Annotated in this window: 18 protein-coding genes; 7 read left to right on the forward strand and 11 right to left on the reverse strand. The window is 69.5% G+C overall.

Going from position 1 to position 21,795, the window contains the following annotated elements:
* Positions 1-2 precede the first annotated feature (2 nt).
* Positions 3-2,003 (forward strand): acetyl/propionyl/methylcrotonyl-CoA carboxylase subunit alpha, encoded by a 2,001-nt coding sequence (locus tag ITJ43_RS08665; protein ID WP_194583440.1) that lies wholly within the window; start codon positions 3-5, stop codon positions 2,001-2,003.
* An 8-nt stretch (positions 2,004-2,011) separates the two neighbouring features.
* Positions 2,012-2,491 carry a MaoC family dehydratase gene (locus ITJ43_RS08670; protein ID WP_194583441.1) on the forward strand — a complete coding sequence of 160 codons (480 nt, stop codon included), beginning with the start codon at positions 2,012-2,014 and terminating at the stop codon, positions 2,489-2,491.
* Positions 2,492-2,497: 6 nt separating this feature from the next.
* On the opposite strand, the gene ITJ43_RS08675 is transcribed toward ITJ43_RS08670, so the two are convergent.
* From ITJ43_RS08675 to ITJ43_RS08685, 3 genes are read right to left on the reverse strand one after another with little or no spacing between them, the layout of a single operon-like run.
* Positions 2,498-3,085 carry a TetR/AcrR family transcriptional regulator gene (locus ITJ43_RS08675; protein WP_194583442.1) on the reverse strand — a complete coding sequence of 196 codons (588 nt, stop codon included), beginning with the start codon at positions 3,083-3,085 and terminating at the stop codon, positions 2,498-2,500.
* 32 nt (positions 3,086-3,117) lie between these two features.
* Positions 3,118-3,777, reverse strand: coding sequence for a response regulator (locus ITJ43_RS08680; RefSeq protein ID WP_194583443.1), 660 nt, complete (start codon positions 3,775-3,777; stop codon positions 3,118-3,120).
* Complete coding sequence (locus ITJ43_RS08685) at positions 3,774-4,961, reverse strand: sensor histidine kinase (protein ID WP_323741174.1); 1,188 nt, start codon at positions 4,959-4,961, stop codon at positions 3,774-3,776. Before ITJ43_RS08685 ends, ITJ43_RS08680 begins: the two co-directional genes overlap by 4 nt.
* Before the next feature lie 131 nt (positions 4,962-5,092).
* On the opposite strand from ITJ43_RS08685, the gene ITJ43_RS08690 reads away from it, so the two are divergent.
* On the forward strand, positions 5,093-5,812 hold the full coding sequence (locus ITJ43_RS08690; RefSeq protein WP_194583444.1) for an ABC transporter ATP-binding protein: 720 nt from the start codon (positions 5,093-5,095) through the stop codon (positions 5,810-5,812).
* Positions 5,809-7,110, forward strand: coding sequence for an ABC transporter permease (locus ITJ43_RS08695; RefSeq protein ID WP_194583445.1), 1,302 nt, complete (start codon positions 5,809-5,811; stop codon positions 7,108-7,110). The genes ITJ43_RS08690 and ITJ43_RS08695 overlap by 4 nt, the downstream gene beginning before the upstream one ends.
* Before the next feature lie 14 nt (positions 7,111-7,124).
* On the opposite strand, the gene ITJ43_RS08700 is transcribed toward ITJ43_RS08695, so the two are convergent.
* From ITJ43_RS08700 to ITJ43_RS08710, 3 genes are read right to left on the reverse strand one after another with little or no spacing between them, the layout of a single operon-like run.
* The gene (locus tag ITJ43_RS08700; protein ID WP_194583446.1) at positions 7,125-7,970 is read right to left on the reverse strand and encodes a transglutaminase family protein; all 846 of its coding nucleotides are present in this window, start codon (positions 7,968-7,970) and stop codon (positions 7,125-7,127) included.
* Positions 7,967-8,899 (reverse strand): alpha-E domain-containing protein, encoded by a 933-nt coding sequence (locus tag ITJ43_RS08705; protein ID WP_194583447.1) that lies wholly within the window; start codon positions 8,897-8,899, stop codon positions 7,967-7,969. Before ITJ43_RS08705 ends, ITJ43_RS08700 begins: the two co-directional genes overlap by 4 nt.
* The gene (locus ITJ43_RS08710; protein ID WP_194583448.1) at positions 8,893-10,590 is read right to left on the reverse strand and encodes a circularly permuted type 2 ATP-grasp protein; all 1,698 of its coding nucleotides are present in this window, start codon (positions 10,588-10,590) and stop codon (positions 8,893-8,895) included. Before ITJ43_RS08710 ends, ITJ43_RS08705 begins: the two co-directional genes overlap by 7 nt.
* 243 nt (positions 10,591-10,833) lie before the next feature.
* On the opposite strand from ITJ43_RS08710, the gene ITJ43_RS08715 reads away from it, so the two are divergent.
* A complete protein-coding gene (locus ITJ43_RS08715; RefSeq protein ID WP_194583449.1) occupies positions 10,834-12,381 on the forward strand; it encodes a molybdopterin-dependent oxidoreductase in 1,548 nt (515 codons plus the stop codon).
* 15 nt (positions 12,382-12,396) lie between these two features.
* On the opposite strand, the gene rocD is transcribed toward ITJ43_RS08715, so the two are convergent.
* Entirely contained in the window at positions 12,397-13,617 is a 1,221-nt protein-coding gene (rocD, locus tag ITJ43_RS08720; RefSeq protein ID WP_194583450.1) for an ornithine--oxo-acid transaminase, read from the reverse strand.
* On the reverse strand, positions 13,614-14,456 hold the full coding sequence (ddaH, locus tag ITJ43_RS08725; protein ID WP_194583451.1) for a dimethylargininase: 843 nt from the start codon (positions 14,454-14,456) through the stop codon (positions 13,614-13,616). Before ddaH ends, rocD begins: the two co-directional genes overlap by 4 nt.
* Positions 14,457-14,625: 169 nt before the next feature.
* On the opposite strand from ddaH, the gene ITJ43_RS08730 reads away from it, so the two are divergent.
* Entirely contained in the window at positions 14,626-15,357 is a 732-nt protein-coding gene (locus ITJ43_RS08730; protein ID WP_194583452.1) for a hypothetical protein, read from the forward strand.
* A 219-nt stretch (positions 15,358-15,576) separates the two neighbouring features.
* Here ITJ43_RS08730 and bioB read toward each other — a convergent pair whose 3' ends face one another.
* Complete coding sequence (gene bioB, locus ITJ43_RS08735) at positions 15,577-16,635, reverse strand: biotin synthase BioB (protein WP_194583453.1); 1,059 nt, start codon at positions 16,633-16,635, stop codon at positions 15,577-15,579.
* Positions 16,632-17,237, reverse strand: a complete 606-nt coding sequence (locus ITJ43_RS08740) for a biotin transporter BioY (protein ID WP_194583454.1) — start codon at positions 17,235-17,237, stop codon at positions 16,632-16,634. The genes bioB and ITJ43_RS08740 overlap by 4 nt, the downstream gene beginning before the upstream one ends.
* Before the next feature lie 92 nt (positions 17,238-17,329).
* On the opposite strand from ITJ43_RS08740, the gene ITJ43_RS08745 reads away from it, so the two are divergent.
* Positions 17,330-17,965, forward strand: coding sequence for a TetR/AcrR family transcriptional regulator C-terminal domain-containing protein (locus ITJ43_RS08745; RefSeq protein ID WP_194583455.1), 636 nt, complete (start codon positions 17,330-17,332; stop codon positions 17,963-17,965).
* Between the two features lie 57 nt (positions 17,966-18,022).
* Here the strand turns inward: ITJ43_RS08745 and ITJ43_RS08750 are convergent, their stop codons facing one another.
* Positions 18,023-21,739 (reverse strand): proline dehydrogenase family protein, encoded by a 3,717-nt coding sequence (locus ITJ43_RS08750; protein WP_194583456.1) that lies wholly within the window; start codon positions 21,737-21,739, stop codon positions 18,023-18,025.
* Positions 21,740-21,795 lie beyond the last annotated feature (56 nt).

Consider the following 21,795-nt stretch of genomic DNA (forward strand, 5'->3'; position numbering starts at 1 on the left):
GCATGAGCACCATCGAGAAGGTCCTCATCGCCAACCGGGGTGAGATCGCCGTCCGCATCATCCGGACCCTGCGCGCCGTCGGCATCCGCTCCGTCGCCGTGTACAGCGACGCGGACGCCGACGCGCTCCACGTGCAGCTGGCCGACGAAGCGGTGCGACTGGGTCCGGCGTCCGCCGCCGAGAGCTACCTGTCGATCGAGCGCGTGCTCGACGCTGCGCGCCAGACCGGCGCCGACGCGGTTCACCCGGGCTTCGGCTTCCTCGCCGAGAACGCGGCGTTCGCGCGGGCGTGCGCCGCCGCCGGAGTCGTCTTCATCGGCCCGTCGCCGGAGGCGATCGAGATCATGGGCGACAAGATCTCGGCCAAGCAGACCGTCGAGGCCCGCGGCGTGCCGACGGTGCCGGGCATCGCGCGCCCCGGTCTCACCGACGACGAGCTCATCGCCGGTGCCGCCGAGGTGGGCTTTCCGGTGCTGATCAAACCGTCGGCGGGCGGCGGCGGCAAGGGCATGCATGTCGTGACGGATGCCGCGGAGCTCACCGCCGCCGTGGCGGCGGCGCGGCGCGAGGCCGCGGCATCGTTCGGCGACGACACGCTCTTCCTGGAGCGTTACGTCGCTGCCCCGCGACACATCGAGGTGCAGGTGATCGCCGACACCCACGGCACCGTGGTGCACCTGGGCGAACGGGAGTGCTCACTGCAGCGCCGACACCAGAAGGTGGTCGAAGAGGCCCCGTCGCCGCTGCTCGACGCCGAGACCCGGGCGCGCATCGGAGCGGCCGCGTGCGAGACCGCACAGAGCGTCGGCTACGTCGGCGCGGGCACCGTCGAGTTCATCGTCGCAGGCGAGCGTCCCGACGAGTTCTTCTTCATGGAGATGAACACGCGGCTGCAGGTCGAGCACCCGGTAACCGAGATGGTGACCGGTCTCGACCTCGTCGAGCTGCAGCTGCGCATCGCCGCCGGCGAGCCGCTGCCCTTCACGCAGGAAGACGTGCACCTCGAGGGTCACGCCATCGAGGTGCGCGTGTACGCCGAAGATCCGCGAGCCGGATTCCTCCCGACGGGCGGTCGTGTCGACCGTGTCGTGCACGCGCACGGCGACGGCGTACGGGTGGACACCTCGCTCGAGGACGGTCTGGTCGTCTCGACCGACTACGACCCGATGCTCGCCAAGATCATCGCGTGGGGTCCCGACCGCGACGAGGCGCGGCGGCGGCTGGTGCGGGCGATCGACGACACGGCGATCTTCGGCCTCGAGACCAACCTGCCCTTCCTGCGGCTGCTGCTCGAACGTCCCGAGGTGATCGCGGGCGACCTCGACACCGGGCTGATCGCCCGCGTCTTCGACGAGCTGCCGTTCGTCGACGCGTCAGCGAAGACGTTCGCCGAAGCGGCACTCGTCCGCCACGAGCGGGAGGCGGCGCGAGACGTGGCGGGCGGTGTCAGCGGCCCCTGGACCCGCGGCGACGGCTGGCGCCTCGGCCACGCGGCGCCGAGCGTCTACAATCTCGTCAGCGGCGAGGCATCGGCACGCGTGCGCGTGTGGTCTTCGCCTCTGCGGGTGGCCGTCGACGACGGCGCGCCCGTGCCGGCATCCGTTCGGCTCGATGCCGTCGGACCCGGCTCGGCGTCGGTCGTCATCGACGGGCGCGGGCGCACCTTTCCCGTCGCGGTCGATCCGGACGGGGTGTGGCTGCACACCGACGGAGGTGCTGTGCGGGTGATCGAACGCCGCATCGACGACGCCGCGGATGTCGAGGTCGACGCCTCCCCCACGGTGCTCTCTCCCCTGCCGGGGACGGTGGTGCTCGTGGCTGTCGCCGACGGCGACCGGGTGCGCGTGGGAGATGCCGTCATCGCGGTGGAAGCGATGAAGATGGAGCACGTGCTGAGGGCCGCCGTCGACGGCATCGTGCGCCTCCGTGTGGCCGTCGGCGACCAGGTCACCCGCGGGGGCGTCGTCGCCGCGATCGAGCCGGCGGCAAGCGACGAGGAGTAGGAGACGACATGAGCGAGATCATCCGACAACGTGGACTGTACGTCGAGGAGTTCATCGACGGGGCTCGCTACGTGCACGCCCCGGGACGGACCGTCACCGAGGCCGACAACGTGCTGTTCACCACGCTGACGATGAACACGCAGTCTCTGCACCTGGATGCCGCGTGGGCAGCCGACACGGAGTTCGGCGAGCGTCTGGTCAACAGCATGTTCACCCTGTCGACGCTGGTCGGCCTGTCGGTCGCCCAGCTCACGCAGGGCACGATCGTGGCGAACCTGGGCTTCGGGGAGATCACCTTCCCGGCGCCGGTGCGCGTCGGCGACACCCTGTACGCCGAGACCGTGGTGGTCAGCAAGCGGCCGTCCGCCTCGCGCCCCGGACAGGGCATCGTGGAGTTCGCGCACACGATGCGCAACCAGCGCGGCGAGGTCGTCGCCACCGCGACCCGCAGCGCGCTCATGCGCTGTCTGCCGGGCGGTCAGGCCTGAGGGCGCTCAGTCCGCCAGGAGAGCGCGACGCGCCATCGCGGCGAGGATGCCCGCGGCATCCTCGCCACTCGCGCCCGCGCTGTGCGGCGTCGAGTTGAGCAGCCCGAACACCCCGAGCAGCCGGGTCTCTCGTTCCGGCGCGCTCAGGGCGGGAGCGGCGGCGGCGAAGATCTGGTCCCACGCCGCAACGTACGCGCGCTGCAGGCGGCGCACCCGATGGTTCGTCTCGGCGGCGAGGCCCGCCAGCTCGCGGTCCTGAATGCGGATGATGTCGGGCGCCGCGGTCGCGAAGCCGATGTGGAACGCGATGAGATCGTCGAGCACCCGGCGTGCGCGGGCGGCGTCCGTCGGAGCCGCCGCCCCGATCTCGCGCGCACCCTCCAGCAGCCGTTCGCTGGCGTCGACCAGCAGTTCGGCGAGGATTGCGTCTTTGCTCGGAAAATGCTTGTACAGGGCGGGGCCGCTCATGCCGACGGCCTCACCGATCTCGACTGTGGTCACGGCTGCGAATCCCCGCCGCGCGAACAGCGCAGCCGCCTCGGTGAGCAGCCGTGCGCGGCGATCGGCCTTCTGCGAAGTGCGCCACGTCGTCACCGTGCCAGCGTACCGAGCCTGGGTGCGGCCGCTCACGCGCCGGGCGCGACCAGGCCGCTCTCGTAGGCGGCGATGACCAGCTGTGCGCGATCGTGCACACCGAGCTTGGTCATCGTGCGTTTGACGTGGGTCTTGGCCGTGTGCGGCGAGATGAACAGCTCGGCGGCGATGTCATCATTGGAACGCCCCCGCGCCACGAGTGCCAGGATCTCACGCTCCCGCTCGGTCAGATGCGATAGGGAACGTGGTGCGGCCGTCACCGTCGTCGACCGCACGAACTTCGCGATGAGCGCGCGGGTCGCGGCCGGTGACAGCAACTCGTCGCCGGCATGCACCGCCCGCACGGCGTGTCCGATCTCCTCCGGTTCGGCGCCCTTGCCGACGAACCCGCTGGCGCCGGCGCGCAGGGCCGCGACGACATACTCGTCCTCTTCGAACGTGGTGAGGATGAGCACCCGGGTGTGCGACAACGCGGGGTCGGCACAGATGCGGGTGGTCGCCTCGATGCCGTCCATCCGCGGCATCCGAATGTCCATCACCACGACATCCGGGCGCAGATGTGCAGCCTGCTCGACCGCGGCCTCGCCGTCCTTCGCCTCACCGACGACCTCGATGCCGGGCTCGTCGGCGAGCAGGTCGCGCACCGCGGCACGGATGAGCGCCTGGTCGTCGACCACCATGACCGCGATCACGATGCCACCGCCTTCTCGATCGGCAGGTGTGCCGCGAGCCGGAATCCCCCGGGCGCTCGGCCCGACTCGAGGCTCCCCCGCACCGAGCCCACCCGTTCTTTCAGCCCCACGAGACCGAACCCCGATGATCCGACATCGGCGGTATCGGCGCCGGCATGGGCGACGGGGTTCGTGACCACGACCTCCAGCGCGTCGTCGTCGACCCGCAACAGGATGTGGGCCCGCGCTCCGCTGCCGTGCTTGAGCGCGTTGGTCAGTCCCTCCTGAATCACGCGGTACGCGACGATATCGACCGCCAGCGGGAGTGCATCCACGGCGACGTCAGCCCGCTCGTCGCGGAGGGCGACATCGAGACCGGCGACCCGAACCGACTCCACCAGTTCGGACAGGCGGGCGAGTCCCGGCTGCTCCGGCAGCGCCGCCGTCTCGTCGGCGCGGAGCACGCTGAGCATCCCGCCGATCTGACCAAGGACGTCACGGGATGCCGTCCGGATCGTCGACAGCGCCTCACGCGCTTTCTCCGGGCGTTCGTCCAACGCCGCCGATGCGACGCCGGCGTTGAGGCTGATCACCGAGATCTGGTGCGCAACGGCGTCGTGCAGATCGCGGGCGATGCGCAGCCGTTCCTCCGTGACCCGCCGGCGCGCCTCGGCGTCGCGCGTCTGCTCCGCCCGGCGCGCACGGTCGACGATCGCGGTGAGGTACTCGCGCCGCGAACGGGCCGCGTCGCCGACTGCTCCCGCCAGCGCCAGCGCCAAGCCCACCTGGAGGAAACGGGGATCGTGTCCCGTCGCGAGCAGGATGCCGAGGCCGACCCCCACAACGACGGTCACCGCGACCGCAACCGTCGCCAGGGCTGTCCGTCGCGAGGTATCGCGGGCGACGGAGTACATCGCCACGAGCATGACGGCCACGGCCCCGGGGGAGACGGTGCCGCACATCAGCGCCCCCACATAGACGAGCGTGCAGACCAGGAGCACGACGATCGGCCACCGCCGCCGGAAGAGAAGAGCCGGCGCGGGAAGGAGCACGAGAGCCAGAACGAAGGGTCCCGCCGGGCGCATCTCCGGCACGGGTACCGGAGCGAGGGCCGCCGCCACGACGAACATGACCACGACGACATCGACGATCCATGCCGGCCCCACGGGGCGGGGAGGGGGGAACGTGTCGTCGGGAGAGCTCACGACTACAGTCTGACGCCCCGGCAGCGCGAGGGGATCGCCCTGCCGTGGGACGCCGGCGTCCCCCCACGGGGGTACGCATCTGCCGCGGCGGCGGGATGACGCCGCGGCACCGGCCGGGAAGTGTGGTGTCCATGACATCCGCTCCCCCCATCTCGCCGGCGCCGCCCCTTCTGGCCGTCCACGACCTCCACAAGTCCTACGGCCGCGGCGCCGCGCGCTTCGACGCGCTGCGCGGCGTCAGCCTCGATATCCACCGCGGCGAGAGCATCGCGATCGTCGGCAAGAGCGGATCGGGAAAGTCCACGCTCATGCACCTGCTGGCGCTCCTGGATGCGCCGACGAGCGGCCGGGTGATGCTCGACGGCGTCGACGCCGCGACCCTAAGGGGGCGACGCCTGAACCGCACGCGCAACAAGACCTTCGGCTTCGTGTTCCAGCAGTTCTTCCTGACCCCGAGTGCGTCGGTCTTCGACAATGTCGTGCTGCCGTTGAAGATCGCCGGGGCGAGCCGGAACGAGCGCCGTCGACGCGGGCTCGGGGCCCTCGCCGAGCTCGACATGGCCGACAAGGCGCGCAACAAGGCCACCGCGTTGTCGGGTGGCCAGAAGCAGCGCGCCGTCATCGCGCGCGCACTCGTGAACGATCCCGATGTGATCTTCGCCGACGAACCCACCGGCAACCTCGACTCGGCCACCGGGGCGGTGGTCGAAGACATCCTCTTCCGCCTCAACCGGGAGCACGGCATCACCCTGATCGTCGTGACCCACGACGAAGACTTGGCCGCACGCTGCGATCGCAGGGTCCAGATCCGCGACGGCGTGCTCATGCCCGACGAACGGAGCGCGGCATGAGAGCCACCGACCTGCTGACCACCGCAGTCGGCAACACCTTCCGATCCAAGACCCGCACGATCCTCACCATCCTGGCGATCTTCGTGGGCGCCTTCACCCTCACGATCACGAACGGGCTCGGTACCGGGATCAACCGGTTCATCGACAGCACGGTCGCGTCGTTCGGGGCCTCCGACGTGCTGACGGTCACCAAGGCCGAGGCATCCACCGGCAGCGGGCCTCGGCAGTACGACCCCGACGCCGTCTCCTCGAAACAGGGCGGCGCCATCCGTCCCGGCGGAGGTTCGATATCGGTCACCGCTCTCACGCCCGACGACATCACGGCCATCACGGCCACGGCCGGCGTCGTGAAGGTCGAACCCGTGCGTTCGGTGACGGCCGACTACATCCAGTACAACGGCGGCACCCGGTACGTCGCGAGCGTCGGCACACTCGTGGCCGGCCAGACATTGCAGCTCGCTGCGGGCGCTGCGCCGGAAGACGCCGATGCGACGCCGGAGGTGGCCATTCCGCAGGAGCTGGTGACTCCGCTCGGCTTCGCCGACGCCGCGGATGCCGTCGGGGCGACGGCCACGATTGCCGTGAGCGACCCGTTGCACGAGCAGCACACGGTCACCGCGCGCATCACCGGTGTGACGGAGGCCGCGTTCGCCACGGGGACCTCGGTGACCCCCAATGCAGCCCTCACCGACGCACTCTTCGCCGTTCAGAACGCCGGGGTGCCGCAGGGCCAGCTCGACCGCTACTCCAGCGTCGACGCCTGGGTCGCCACCGACGCGACGACGGCGCAGATCGACGAGGTCAAAAGTACGCTGTCGGCCGAGGGCTACACCGCAACGACGGTCAGCGACCAACTCGGCACATTCACCGCCGTGATCAACGGGATCGTGCTCGTTCTCAACGCGTTCGCCATCATCGCCCTGCTGGCGGCGAGCTTCGGCATCGTCAACACCCTCCTGATGTCGGTGCAGGAGCGCACCCGGGAAATCGGCCTCATGAAGGCGATGGGCATGGGCAGCGGGCGTGTGTTCACGCTGTTCAGCCTCGAAGCGGTCTTCATCGGCTTCCTGGGCAGTGCGATCGGCGCTCTTGCGGCTATCGGGGTGGGCACCGTGGTCAGCGCACGCCTGGCCACCAGCCTGTTCGCCGATTTGCCGGGACTCGATCTGATCGCTTTCGATCCCGTATCGATCCTCGTGACGACGCTCGTCGTCATGGGTATCGCGTTCCTCGCGGGGACGCTCCCGGCAGCGCGCGCGGCGGGCGCCGACCCGGTGGAGTCGCTGAGATACGAGTGACACGCAGCGCGGCGTCAGGCCTCGCGGGTGACGGTGACCTTCACGTGCAGGATGCTCGTGAACGGGCCGGCGTACACACCGCGCAGCGGCGGGATGTCGTTGTAGTCGCGGCCGCGGCCGACGAGCACGTGCCGGTCACCGATCTCGACATTGTTGGTCGGATCGAAACCCTGCCACCCACCGGTGAACCACTCCACCCACGCGTGCGATTCGCCTGTCGTCGGCACGCCGACCTCGGCATCGCGGACGGGGTGCAGGTAACCCGACACATAGCGCGCAGGGATGCCGACGTGACGCAGCGCCCCGAGGGTGATGTGGGTGATGTCCTGGCAGACGCCCTTGCGCTCCGTCCAGGCCTCGGCGGCCGTGGAGTGCACCCCGGTGACGCCGTGCATGTATTCCATCGCGTCGCCGAGGGCCGTCGCGATCGCGAGCGCCGCGCGCGCCGGTTCGGAGTGCGCAGCCGCGATCGAACGCGCGAGCTCGGCGACCTCCGGATGCGGCGCAGTGCGCGCCGACTGCCCGAGCATCTCGACCGTGGCGATCGCCCGCGTGCTCTCGATGGCCAGACGCTCCCAGCTCATCTCGGGAAACTCGAGCGGGCGCGGGCGCACCTCCACGAGCGATCGCGCCGTGATCTCGAGCTGACTGTGGCCGGCCAGCACGTCGAACGCCGCCACCCGGGTGCCGAAGTAGTCGAGGTAGTAGTTGACGCTCGTCGACGGGTCGATGTCGAGCTGCGAACTCAGCACGAACTGACTGTCGGTCGATATCGGCAGCATCCGTGCTTCGTTGTATGAGGCTCCGACGTCGCCCTGGTAGGCGAAGCCGGTGGTGTGCTCGATCCGCAGCCGCATCATGAGGTCTCTCCGATCCAGCTGGGCTCGGCGTGTGTCGGGAAGAACCGGCCGCGGATCGCCTCGGAGGCCTCGCGGGTGACCTTCTGCACGCGCTCCATGTGGTCGGGAAGTTCGCTGAGGATCTCGCCGATGGGACGGTACTCGAGGTCGTTGCGGATGCGGCCGAGGGCGCGCAGCACGGTGTTCGAATGGCCGACACGGTCGGCGACGGGATCGATCTCGCGCATGCAGGCCTCGGCCTGGGCGATCGAGTAGATGATCGAGCGGGGGAAGAGACGGTCCAGCAGCAGGAACTCGGCGGCGTTGGACGCGCTCGGCATCCCCCGGTAGGTGCGCAGGTATGCCTCGTAGGCGCCGCACGAGCGCAGGATGGTCGTCCACGACGGGCCGGAGGCCTCGGTCAAAGCCCGTGTCGCGAGCAGGCGCGCGGTCATGTCGGTGCGTTCGATCGCCCGGCCGAGGGTGAGGAACTGCCAGGCCTCGTCGCGGCTGGTCGAGGAGTCGGTGATGCCCACGGCGAGCGCGGACCGCTCGCGCACCCACTGGAAGAACTCGTGCACCTTCTCGTTGTGCAGGCGCCGCGGCATCCGCGAATTGGTGGTGTTCAGCGTCTCCCAGAGTTCGGTCGAGACGATCTCGCGTGCCCGGCGGGCGTTCTCGCGCGACGCCTGCACGGCGTACGCGATGCTCGACGGGTTGGCCCGGTCGACAGCGAGGCTCGTCAGCACGTCGGAACGGGTCACCTCGACCGATTCCGGTGGCGGCACCGAGCCCATCACGCCCATGAGCGAGCGGCAGGCGGTGTCCTCGTCGATCCAGGGGTCTTCCAGCAGCAGCTGCAGGTGCACGTCGAGGATGCGCGCGGTACCGTCGCTGCGTTCGATGTAGCGCCCGATCCAGAACAGCGATTCCGCGATGCGACTCAGCATCCGGGCACCTCCTCGTCACGAGGGGCGGATGCCTGCTGCTGTTGCTGTTCCTGCTGTTCTTGGATGCTCAGCGGGCGATCCTGCGGGGAGTGCGACTGCTCGCCCTGAGTGTCGTAGATGATCGGGATCGCCTCTGTCACCGACGCCTGATCGGCGACGAGCCCCGCAAGTCCGCCGGAGGTGCGGACGGCGTAGTCGCCGCGACGCGGAGCCTCGCCGCCGACGATCCAGGTGTCCTTCGACCCGCCGCCCTGCGACGAGTTGACGACCAGTTGCCCCTCGGGCAGGGCGACGCGGGTGAGACCGCCCGGCAGCACCCACACCTCGTCGCCGTTGTTGACGGCGAAGGGGCGGAGGTCGGCGTGACGAGGACGCATGCCGTCTTCGACGAGAGTCGGGATAGTCGAGAGCATGACGACGGGCTGAGCGATCCAACCGCGCGGATCGCGGATGAGCTTCTTGCGGAGCTTCTCCAGCTCGGCCGGAGACGCATCGGGGCCGACGACGAGACCCTTGCCACCCGACCCGTCGACCGGCTTCACGACGAGCTCGTCCAGCCGGTCGAGCACCTCTTCGAGAGCGTCGGGCTCTTCGAGCCGCCACGTGTCGACGTTCTTGAGGATCGGCTCCTCCGCCAGGTAGTAGCGGATGAGGTCGGGGACGTACGTGTACAGCAGCTTGTCGTCGGCGACGCCGTTGCCCACCGCGTTCGCAATCGTGACGTTGCCCAGGCGCGCGGCGAGCATGAGACCGGGAGCGCCCAGCATCGAGTCGGCCCGGAACTGCAGCGGATCGAGGAACTCGTCGTCGACGCGGCGGTAGATGACGTCGACCCGGCGCGGTCCGCGGGTCGTGCGCATGAACACCTTGCCGCCCACGCACTGCAGGTCGCGGCCCTCGACCAGTTCAACGCCCATGAGGCGCGCAAGCAGCGTGTGCTCGAAGTAGGCGGAGTTGTAGACACCGGGTGTGAGTACGACAACGTTCGGGTCATCGATCCCCGACGGGGCCGACGCACGCAGCGCCTGCAGCAGTTTGTTGGGGTAGTCGCCCACCGGCCGCACCCGCATCGAGACGAACAGCTCGGGGAGCGTTTGAGCCATCACCCGACGGTTGGAGATGACGTAGCTCACGCCCGACGGCACGCGCACGTTGTCTTCGAGCACCCGCATCTCGCCGTGCTCGTCGCGGATGAGGTCGATGCCGGCAACCTGGATGCGCACGCCGTTGGCGGAGTGGATGCCTGCGGCCTGCCGGTAGAAGTACTGGCTCGAGGCGATCAGCCCGGCCGGCAGCACGCCGTCGCGGACGCAGTGCTGGTGGCCGTACGTGTCGTCGAGGAACGCCTCGAGCGCGCGGACGCGCTGCTGCACGCCCTTCTCGATGTTCGACCACTCGTCGTACTCGATCACGCGGGGCACGGCATCCAGCGGGAAGGGACGTTCCTCGCCCGCGAAGTCGAACGTGACGCCCTGCGCCAGGTACGAACTTGCGAGTGACTCGGTGCGCCCGCGCAGCTCTTCCTGCGTGAGTTTGGCGAGCGCCTGATACAGCTCGCGGTACGCGGCACGCGACGTCGCCGGCCCGCCGGGAGAGGCGGGCGCGGCGAACATCTCGTCGAAGGCCGCGACGCCCGAGACGGTCTTGCGCGGAGCCAGCGTCGAGCCGTATCCGTCGAACAGGTCACCCATGCCATGAGCCTAGTCCGGGCCGTGTTTCCTGAATGTGACGGCTGAAGCGTCGAGGAGGACGGAGAGTGCCGAGGCGCCCACGGGCTCGCAGTCACCCCCACACAGGCACGCTCCCCGGGACAGGCCGATACGCAGGAAATCAGCCTGCGCTCGGCAGATCGCCTGTGCCCGGCCGCGCAGACGTCGACAGTGGATGCCGCGGCATCCCGCCCCCGTCGTCGCCCGACGACTTAGGATCAGCGCATGCACACGGGTTCACGAGGTCGGGCAGCATTCGCCGGCGCCGCAGCGGCGGTCTTCGGGGCGGGCGTCGCGGAGCTCGCGGGGGCGCTCGTCGGGGCGAGCCCGATCGCCGCCGTCGGCTCCGCGCTCATCGACCTCGCGCCGCCGTGGGGCAAGGACCTCGCGATCGCCCTGTTCGGCACCGGCGACAAGGCCGCTCTGATCGTGGCGGTCGCCATCGTGCTGCTCCTGCTCGGCGCGGGGGCGGGACTGATCGCGCGCCGCTCGATGGGCGGTGCGCAGACGCTTGTCGTGGTGCTCGGCCTGATCGGCGTCGGCGCCGCCGTGACCCGCGCGGATGCCCCGGCGCTCGCCATCGTGCCCCCCGCGGTGGGCGCGGGCGCCACCCTTCTCGCCCTCAGCCTGCTGGCGCCGCGCGCCGCCGCCGCGTCGACGGCGACCCGAACGGCATCCGCCGCGCCCGACGCGGCGCCGTCGGCCGGGGCGTCCCGCCGCACGTTCCTCACGTGGACGGCCGGGGCCGCGGCAGCCGGAGCTCTGGCCGCGGTCGGCGGGTGGGCACTGCAGGCCGGAGCCCGCGCCGCGACGGCCGTCCGGGCTGCCATCACGCTGCCGCGGCCGGTGAAGACCGCCACCGTTCCGGCGGGGGCCGACCTCGGCATCCCGGGTCTCACACCGGCGATCACTCCGAACGCCGACTTCTACCGCATCGACACCGCCCTGGCGGTGCCGCAGATCGACCCGGCGACATGGAAGCTGCGCATCCACGGCAAGGTCGACAACGAGGTCGAGATCAGCTGGGACGAGCTGCTCGCGCTCCCCCTCGAAGAGAGCGTCACCACCCTCACCTGCGTATCGAACGAGGTGGGCGGCGATCTCATCGGCACGGCGCTGTGGCTCGGCTATCCGATCCGGCATCTCCTCGCTCGCGCCGGCGTGCAGGCGGATGCCGACATGGTGCTCTCCACGTCGATCGACGGCTTCACCGCGGGCACCCCGCTGGAGACGCTGACCGATGACCGCAATGCGATCCTCGCCGTCGGCATGAACGGCGAGCCGCTGCCGATCGCTCACGGGTTTCCGGTGCGCATGGTCGTGCCGGGCCTGTACGGCTACGTGTCGGCGACGAAGTGGGTCACCGATCTGGAGGTGACGCGGTTCTCCGACGCGCAGGGGTACTGGACTCCTCGCGGCTGGTCGGAGCGCGGACCTATCAAGCTCGCGAGTCGCATCGACGTTCCCCGCCGCGGAGCCGCAGTATCCGCCGGCGACACCGTCATCGCCGGCGTCGCGTGGCAACAGCATGTCGGTGTGCGGGGTGTGCAGGTGCGCATCGACGACGGCGACTGGCAGGAGGCGACCCTCGCTACCGCGATCTCGGCCGACACCTGGGTGCAGTGGACGCTGCCGTGGGCGGCGACAGCCGGCCCCCACACCATCACTGCGCGGGCGATCGGCACCGACGGCCAGCCGCAGACGCAGGCCTCCGCCCCGCCGGCGCCGGACGGCGCGACCGGATGGCCGCGCGTCTCCGTCACCGTCGCCTGAGGCAGACGCGTTCGCTCAGCCGGCGAGCACCAGCCGTAGCTGCTCGACGGCCCAGTCGAGCTCGGTCGCCCGCACGACCAGCGGCGGGGCGATCCGGATCGTCTGGCCGTGGGTGTCCTTGACGAGCACGCCGCGACCCAGGAGCTTCTCGGCGAGTTCTCGACCGGTGCCGTACGCCGGGTCGATGTCGACGCCGGCCCACAGCCCCGCGACGCGCACGGCGCTCACTCCCTGACCGATCAGCGACTCGAGGGCGCCCTGGAGGTGCTCGCCGAGGGCGAGCGCACGCGTCTGGAACTCGCCAGAGGCGAGCATCTCGACCACGCGAAGTCCGATGGCATCGGCCAGCGGGTTTCCGCCGAAGGTCGATCCATGCTCGCCGGGGCGGATGACCCCGAGCACGTCACGGTCGGCGACCACGGCGGACAGCGGCACGATGCCGCCGCCGAGAGCTTTGCCGAGCAGATACACATCGGGCACGACGCTTTCGCGATCGCACGCGAAGGTCGTCCCCACCCGGGCCAGCCCCGACTGGATCTCGTCGGCGATGAACAGCACCTTCTCGCGGTCGCAGATCTCGCGGACGTCGCGGAGGTAGCCCTCCGGCGGAATGACCACGCCTGCCTCGCCCTGGATCGGCTCGACGAGCACCGCGGCGGTGTTCTCGTCGATCGCGGCGGCGATGGCCGCGGCATCCCCGTATGGAACCCGAACGAAGCCGGGGGTGAACGGTCCGAAGTCGCCGCGGGCCTGGTCGTCGTCGCTGAAGCTGACGATCGTGGTCGTGCGGCCGTGGAAATTTCCGTCGGCGACGATGATCGTCGCGGCATCCGCAGCGACGCCCTTGACGCGATAGGCCCACGCGCGCGCAACCTTGATGCCCGTTTCGACGGCCTCGGCGCCCGTGTTCATCGGAAGCACGAGGTCTTTTCCGCAGAGGTCGGCGAGTGCTGCAGCGAACGGCCCGAGCCGATCGTTGTGGAACGCCCGGCTGGTCAGCGTGATGCGCCCGAGTTGCTCGGTCGCGGCGGCGATGAGCGCGGGATGGCGGTGCCCGAAGTTGAGCGCCGAATAGGCCGACAACAGGTCGAGGTACCGCTTGCCCTCGACGTCGGTCACCCACGCTCCCTCGCCGCGAGCGATCACGACCGGCAACGGGTGGTAGTTCTGGGCGACGGAGGACTCTTCCGCGGCGATGAGCCCCGCGGTGATGTCGTCGGAGGAGATCGTGGTCATTTCTTTCCTCGCAGTTCGAGTGTGCAGCACTTGATTCCGCCGCCGCCCAGCAGCAGCTCCGACAGGTCGACCGCAACGGGGGTGTAACCCCGCTCGCGCAGCTGAGCGTCGAAACCGGTCGCGCGCGGGGAGATGAGGACGTGCCGACCGTCGGATGCCGCGTTGAGGCCGAACACGGCCCCATCGGCGTCGGAGACGAGGATCGCGTCGGGGTAGCGCTGTTCGAGCACACGCCGGGAGGGTTCGTCGAATGCGGACGGCAGGTAGGCGATGTTCGCCGCCTCCACGCCCGTGGGTCCCTGCACCGGATCGAGCACGCAGATCGCCGTGTCGAGGTGGTAGAACCGCGGATCGACAAGCTGCAGCGACACGACCTCGCGTCCGAAGACTCCCGCCACCTCGCGGTGGCTGTCACCGGCTGACCGGAAGCCGGTGCCGGCGAGGATCGTGTCGCCGGCAAGCAGGAAGTCGCCTTCGCCCTCCTGCACGTCGACGGGCGATATCACCTCGAGTCCGTTCGCGGCGAACCAGTCCATGAAGGGCTGCTCCTCGCCGCGGCGCTCGTCGACGCGGAACCGCACGCCGAGCGCACGGCCGTCGATGATGAAGCCACCGTTGGCCGTGTACACCATGTCGGGAAGGCCCGGGAGCGGGTCGATCAGCTCGACCTCGTGACCGAGGGCGAGATATGTGTCGTAGAGCGTCTGCCACTGGGCGACGGCCTTCGCCGTGTCGGTGGGGTGAGTCGGCTCCATCCACGGGTTGATCCGGTAGCTCACCGTGAAGAACTCAGGCCGGCACATGAGGTATCGACGGTGCTGGGCGATCCGGTCGGGCATTCTCGCTCCTCGTTCCCTCGACGGTCATTCGAGGGGCCGCGGCGGACGCTGTCCACAGGCCCGGATCCCGTGTCGATGACGCGGGAGGGGCACGCCGATATCCCATTCTGCCAGAACCGTTTCTGCCGAACCGGTTGCCAAGATCATGCAGGTGAGTAGATTTCTTCTCATGGCGCGCCGGACGGGGGACGAGACGCGCGCGCTGCTGTTGCGGGTGGGCATGCAGATGCTGCTCGAGCGCGGCGTCTCGGCCGGCGTGCAGCACATCCGCCTGCAAGAAGTGCTGCGCCGTGCGGGTCTGACAACCGGCGCCGCCTACCGACTGTGGGCCGACCAGAACGACTATCAGCGCGATCTCGCCGTGTCGATGGTGCGACTGCGCCTGAGCACACCGACCGAGTATGCACAGGCGGCCATCGATCAGCTCATCGCCGACGGGGCGTCGCGCGACGAGATCCTCCGCGCCGCCGCCGCCTCACACGTGGAGAGCATTTCGGTGCATACGAGCGACCGCGAGCGTGTCCGCGACACCCAGCAGTTCTTGGTGACGCTCGCGCTGCGCGCAACGGCGGAAACCTGGCCGGAGCTCAGAGAGGCCAGTCACGCGCGCCACCAGGAGTCGATCGACGCCTTCTCCGCCTTCACGCTGTCGTTGATGGATGCCTACGGGATGCGGATGAAGGCGCCGCTGGCGATCGAGGACTTCACCGCGGCCATGGCGGCGCTTTCCGATGGCTTCGCTCTGCGCGCGATCGAAGGAATCGCGCATCCCACGATCGACGCCGGTGCATCCGACGAGATCGGAGAAGGCCGATGGACGCTGTTCGCGCTGGGTTTGCGGGCCCTCGTCAACGAGTTCATGACTCCTACGGAGGACCGCGGGAGCCCTGGGGTCGAGTAGTTTCCTCGGCCCCAGAGCGACACTCCCCCCGGTGTGTCACAAGACGGTTCAGCCTGCGCCTGTGCTTCTGAAAGACAGAGACGGCCGCCGTCTGGCGCTCCCCAGATGCGCCATGAATATGCTCGCTCGCCGAACCGAGCATCACCAGAAAGATAAGTTGTTTCTCCCCGAGGGGGATTCTCGGCACGGAAGATCACCAGGATCTCGCGAGGGGCATGCTCATGCGTTCGCCTGGATCTCGGTCCCCGCGCCCCGCCGTCGGGGGCGCGGCACGGCGTCGGCGGCGCGAGACTCGAGGACCGGGGCGCTCTCGGCGACGAAGCCGTTCTCCCGGATGAGCGCATGATCCGCGGCGGCGGCCTGCCCCTCCGCGGTGAGGTAGTCGCCGAGGAACATCGAGTTGGCGATGTGGAGAGCAAGCCCCTGGAGTGTGCCGAGGTGCAGTTCTCGTCCTCCCGCGAGGCGTATCTCCGCTTCGGGACACACCAGTCGCGCCAGCGCGACGATCTTCAGGCACCTCAGCGGTGAGAGCTCCCACCTGCCCGCCATCGGCGTGCCGTCGAACGGGACGAGGAAGTTGATGGGAATCGAGTCGGCCCCCAGTTCCCGCAGGGCGAAGAGCGCTTCGACCAGCTGCTCGTCCGTCTCGCCCAGGCCGGCGATGAGACCGCTGCACGGCGAAACCCCGGCAGCCTTCGCCTGCGAGATCGTATCGATGCGGTCGGCATAGGTGTGGGTCTGCACGATCTGGTCGTGAAACGACTCGGCAGTGTTGATGTTGTGGTTGTAGGCATCCACTCCGGCTTCGGCGAGTCGCTGGGCCTGACCGTCGCGCAGGAGCCCGAGACAGGCGCAGACCTCGACATCGAAGCGACGGCCCTTGATGGCGCCGGCGATCTCCGCAACGCGCGCGATGTCCCGGTCAGACGGTCCGCGCCCGCTCGCAACGAGACAGACGCGCGTGGCACCTCCCTGAACGCCCTGTTCCGCTTGCGCGACGGCCTCTTCCGGTGACAGCCAGGAGTACTTCAGGATCGGCGCCGTCGATCCCAACGCCTGAGAGCAGTAGTTGCAGTTCTCCGGGCAGATGCCGGATCTCAGGTTCACGAGGTAATTCAGCTTCACACGGTTGCCGAAATGGGCGCGTCTGATGCGGGCGACGGCCGCGACGAGGTCCAAGACGTCCTCATCCGGTGTGGCGAGCACACCGAGGGCTTCGCTGGTGCCGATGCGACGACCCGCGAGAACCGCCTCGACGAGGCGCGCGTAGGCGCTCATTGCCGCGGCTTCGACGTCGGGGCTACCAGGAGCGCGACCGCTTTCCACGCCGTTGGAAGCAGAGCGCTGAGCACCACGATCTTGAGGGCGTCGCCGACGAGGAAAGGGACCACGCCCAGCAGAACCGCGCGCCCGAGGTCGACTCCCAGCGACACCGCCAGCCACGGCACCCCGAAGGCGTAGATCACGATCGTGCCGATCCCGCCGAGAAGAAGCGTGGTACCCACCTTGCGATCCGCTTCCCGACGAGCAAGCTGGCCGACGACGAGGGCCGCAACGACGAAGCCGACGATGTAGCCGAACGTCGGGAAGGAGACGCCCGATTGCCCTGCGGAGAACACCGGAGCGCCGAGCGCGCCGATGACGAGGTAGAGCAGCGCGCTGGATGCTCCGCGCCATGAGCCCAATACGGCGCCGTTCACCATCACGGCGAAGGTGGAAAGAGTGATCGGCACGGGTGTGAACCCCAGCGGGATGGTGATGCGGGCGGCGAGGACGATGAACGCCGCCCCCGAGAGAATCAGCGCCGCATCGAGGACGCGCGAGTGTCGGATCACATCGACGAGATAGGTGCCCCGAGAGACCGGAAGAGCGGTGGACATGACTTCCTCCTGAACAGTGTTCAATGAACGTTGTTCAGGAGGCTAGCAACGTATTTCCCGACGCTCGATCGTGACGTTCTACAATCACGGACATGCCGATTCGTGGATTGTCGCCAGACGACGTCGCCGCGACGGCGTTGCGCTTGGTCGATGAGGGAGGCTTGCCGGACTTCACCATGCGCCGTCTCGCCGCGGCGCTCGGCGTTCAACCGAGCGCGATCTACTGGCACTACCCGAACAAGCAGACGCTGCTGGCAGAACTCGCGGACCGGATCATCGGCTCGCGTCGGCAGTCGATCCCCCATGACGCGTGGTCAGCACGGCTCCGAGAAGAAGCCATCGCCCTCCGCGAGGCACTGTTGGCATACCGGGACGGCGCCGAGATCGTCTCGAGCACGATGGCTTTGGGACTGGGCTCCGATATCGCAACGTCACGGCTCGTAGACGCCCTCGCGACGGGCCCGTTCGACTCCGCAGCCACGCGCCACGCGGCAGCGACGGTGCTGCATTTCATCCTCGGGCATGTCTCACTGGAGCAGCAGCGCATGCTCTACGACAGCCTGGGGGCCCGGGAAGGCGCCCCGGTGCTGCTTTCCGACGCCAGCGGGTCGGAGGGATTCCGTTTCGGGATCGACACGATCATCGACGGCCTCGAGGTGCGCGCGTCGGAAGAGAGTTCCTCGGCCTCCGGGGTCGAGAAGACTCAGCCCATCACCTCAGAGCCTTGATCGTCCGTCGCGATGCCGCCCATCGCCGCACCTCGACGTCGCCCTCGCCGCCCGGCATCAGATGACGGCCTCGCTCCACGGGTCGGGGTTGCCGAAACGGTGGGCGGTGATCGTGACCGCCTGCTCCCGCAGGAACGGCAGCAGTTCGATGCGCCCGGCGGTGGTCACCTCGCCCGCGTAGACGGCCACGTCGGGATCGCCGGCCGTCGCCTCGACGAGGGCGGCGTGCGCTTCGGCCACGGACGCCGCGGGGCCCACCAGCCGCACCCGCGGCGCGGCGCCGTCGGCGCGGGCCGCGTCGAGCCGTGCGGTCCACTCGGCGTCGGTCTCCACGTACACCGGGATGTCGAGGTCACCGAACGCCCGTCGGACGGCGGCAGGCAGGCCTACCGGTGCGCTGAGCGTGAACGATCCACCGGCGCGGACGCCCGCGACGACGACGCGCAGAAGGGCGTGCCACGCGGCATCCTTCGTCGCCCGCACCGCCACCTCGACCGGGCGGTAGCGGAAGAGGTTCCGCTCGACCGCCACACGCGACACGTCTTTGACGCGTCCGAACTCCCGGTCCCATGCGACGGCATCCGAGAGCGCACCGCGACGCAGCCACTCGAACGCCTCGTAGTCGAGGGAGGGCTGCGCCGACTCGATGAGCGCGGTGATGCGTCCGTCGAGACCGCGCAGGTGCAGTGTCGACGACGGCGCCGCACCCGCCGAGGGCCGCCACGAGCCGAGACCGATCAGGTAGTTCGGACCGCCCGCCTTCGCGCCCGCTCCGACCGAGGAGCGCTTCCATCCGCCGAACGGCTGGCGCTGCACGATCGCGCCCGTGATGCCGCGGTTGACGTAGAGGTTTCCGGCCTCCACCTGATCGAGCCACAGCTCGAGATCGGCGGGATCCTGCGTGTACAAGCCGGCCGTCAATCCGTACGCGACGGCATTCTGCAGCTCGATCGCCTCCGACAGCGAGCTCGCGTGCATGATGCCCAGCATCGGGCCGAAGAACTCTTCCAGATGCGTGCGCGACTGCGGTCGCACCCCCACGCGGATGCCGGGACGCCACAGCCGGCCGGCATATTGGGGTCCGCCCTCGTCGAGCAGCTCGGGTGCGACGAGCCACCGCTCGCCCTCTTCCAGGGTCGTCAGCGCCCAGTCGAGCTTGCCGTGGGGCACGTCGATGACGGGCCCGACCTCGCTCAACGGATCGGACGGAGGCCCGACGCGCAACGAGCGCACCGCGTCGATCAGCTGACGGGCGAACCGCTCCGAGCGCCCGACCGGCCCCACCAGAATCGCGAGCGACGCGGCCGAGCACTTCTGGCCCGCGTGGCCGAAGGCGCTCTTGACCAGATCGGATGCCGCCAGGTCGAGATCGGCCGACGGCATGACGATCATCGCGTTCTTGCCGCTGGTCTCCGCCAGCAGCGGCAGGCTGTTGCGCCACGACCGGAAGAGCTGGGCGGTCTCCCAGGCACCGGTGAGGATCACGCGGTCGACGTCGGGGTGCGAAAGCAGGTGCTGCCCCAACTCGCCCTCATCGATGTCGACGAGCGTGACGAGCTCTCGACCGACGCCGGCGGCATCCAACGCATCCCAGATGGCCTCGGCGACAACTGCGGCGCAGCGGCGGGCCTGCGGGGCGGGCTTGAAGACGACGGCCGATCCGGCGGCGATCGCGGCCAGCACCCCGCCGGCGGGGATGGCGACCGGGAAGTTCCACGGGGGCGCGACGACCGTCAGCGCCGCGGGGACGAACACCGCCCCGCTGATGCGATCGAGCTCTCGCGCGGTGGAGGCGTAGTAGTTGGCGAAATCGATGGCTTCGCTGACTTCGACATCCGCTTCAGCGAACACCTTGCCCGTCTCGCTCGCCGCGACCTCGATGAGTTCACCGCGACGGGCCTCGAGTCGGCGCGCGACCGCCTGCAGCACCGCGGCACGCTCGTCGGCGGGCACGGCGCCCCACCGTGCACCCGCCTCGCGGGCACGGCCGATCGTCGATTCGAGCGCGTCAGCGGCGTCGATGCGGGCCGCCGCGATGGTTGCATCGCCCGCCGTCGAGGCCTCCACACGGGAGAGGATGTCGCGCGACCAGGCCCGGTTGGCGGGTAGGGCCGGGTCGGTGTCGGCGGCGTTCGCGAATCCGGACGCACCCTCCGCTCCCGCGCTCTCGCGCAGGTCGAAGACAGCGGTGTCGACGAACGAGCTGCCGTCGTCGCGGCCACTGGCGATGCCGAGCACGACCTGTGTCAGGTCGCCGTCCGTCCCGTCGGGCACCGGCCGGGTCAGGGCCGGTGCGTCCGTCGCGTCCGTGTCGGTCTCGGCGGCGCGATCCTGGCGGCGACGGGGCCCCACCGGCAGGGCCGGATCGACCGAGCGATCGAGCGACGCGAGGAATCGGTCTCGCTCCCGGGCGAACATCGCCGGCTCGTCGGCGAGATCGAACGCGGCCGAGAGGAAGTTGTCGCTCGACGCGTTCTCCTCCAACCGGCGCACCAGATAGCTGATCGCGACGTCGAACTCGTCGGGACGGACGACCGGCACGTACAGCAACACGTGACCGACCTCGCGCGAGACCGCGGCAACCTGCCCCTGCGCCATTCCGAGCAGCATCTCGAACTCGACGTCGTCGCCGGGCGCGTCCACCGCGTTCAGGCCGCGTTCGCCGGCCAGCAGCCAGGCGTAGGCGATGTCGAAGAGGTTGTGGCCGGCGACGCCGATGCGGACAGCCCGGGTGTTCTCCGGGTGCAGCACCTCGTCGAGACAGCGGAGGTAGTTCGCGTCGGAGTCGAGCTTGCTGGCGTGGGTCGCGAGCGGCCAACCGTGCATCACGGCATCCACGCGCTCCATCGCGAGGTTCGCCCCCTTCACGAGGCGCACCTTGATCCGGGCGCCCCCGGCATCCACCCGCTGCTGCGCCCATGCCGTCAGCTCCCGTAGCGCCGGCAACGCGTCGGGCAGGTAGGCCTGCAGCACGATGCCCGCTTCGAGCTGTTGCAACCGCGGGTCGTCGAGCAGGCGCGTGAAGACCGCGATGGTCAGGTCGAGGTCGCGGTACTCCTCCATGTCGAGGTTGATGAAGGTCTGCGCCGCGCCCGGACCGGGCGAGGTGGATGCCGTCAGGTACAGCGGCAGCAGACGCTCGATGACCGTGTCGACGACCTCGTCGAACGCCCACATCGAGATGTGGCTGGCGATCGCGGAGACTTTCACGGAGACGTAGTCGACGTCATCGCGACGGATGAGTTCGTGGATGCCGTCGAGACGCCGGAGCGCCTCGCTTTCGCCGAGCACCGCCTCGCCGAGCAGGTTGAGGTTGAGCCGTGCTCCCGACGCGCGGATCTTCTCGAGGGCGGGTCCGAGCTTGTCGGGGCGCGCGTCGACGATGAGGTGGCCGACCATGTCGCGCAGCACCCGTCGCGCCACCGGGACGATGGGCGAGGGCAGCAGTGGCGCCACTGCACCGCCGGCGCGCACCGCGGCGCGCAGGTACCAGGGCAGGAACTCGGGCACGAGCGGCGCCACTCGCTGCAGGTTGGCTGCGGCAGCTCCCAGCGATTCGGGTCGCATCACGCCGTCGACGAAGCCGATGGTGAAGGGCAGTCCCTGGGGATCTTTGAGCACGCCGGCCAGTCGCTGGGCGGCCGGGTCGACGTCGGCAGCGGCCGACTCGTCGACCCACCGGCGCGCGAGGGCGACAGCGCGCTCCGCGAGGTCGGAGGCGGAGGGGGGCGTTGTCTCGTCGTCCATCACGCTTCCAGAGTGCACTGAGTCCATGGGTTCAGCGTGCGGCACGCATATGATTCGGCAAAAGCGATGATCTTCGACGGATA

It is taken from the genome of Microbacterium sp. VKM Ac-2870 (genome assembly GCF_015350795.1).
Taxonomy (GTDB): domain Bacteria; phylum Actinomycetota; class Actinomycetes; order Actinomycetales; family Microbacteriaceae; genus Microbacterium.